A 565-nucleotide genomic window follows, 5' to 3' on the forward strand; every position below is an offset into this window, starting at 1 on the left:
AAAAGAAGTGATTGCTTCAATCTTAGGCGTTGCCTGGGTTGGATTAGCATTATATGTGGCAAAAGTGCATTCAAAACCAGCCGCCTACATAATGATACTTGTCTTGTTAGTGGCGTCAGGGGTCGAAAGGTATACCACTTATAAGCGAGCAAAAGCGGGTGATGCTTCTGCGCTTTATAACCTACATAATCATTTTCCTAAAGTACCGGTAATAATCCAATGGCTAGTATTTGCTGGCTTTTTAATCGGCTCGGTCTATTGTATCTAGCCGCTTTACCAAGGTAGGTTACAGTAACCCCACTAACTCTCCCCAGAGTCTCTTCATATGGTGCTAGATTGATTGTTCCCTTCTACATTGAAGGTAATGAACTGTATGAACTTTAGGATTATAAGGTTTTCTGGTAAAAGATGTGCCTAGTTCAAACAAAGAAATGCAACCCCTCACCTCAGAAATCAAGGGTTAAGGGGAATCACACATGGCTGTCAGGATATGAAAAGCTGTAGTAAGTGCAAGAAGTCATCGCCAATAGAAGAGCTATTTATACCATTAAAGTCAAAAGAGTTT

General features: G+C 40.5%; 1 protein-coding gene. It reads left to right on the forward strand.

The features are described from left to right. Positions 1–268: hypothetical protein (locus KCG35_RS26125; RefSeq protein ID WP_215822859.1), on the forward strand; the 268-nt coding region annotated here is incomplete at its 5' end. Between the last annotated feature and the right edge of the window lie 297 nt (positions 269–565).

It is taken from the genome of Zooshikella harenae, assembly GCF_018837975.1.
Taxonomy (GTDB): Bacteria; Pseudomonadota; Gammaproteobacteria; order Pseudomonadales; family Zooshikellaceae; genus Zooshikella; species Zooshikella harenae.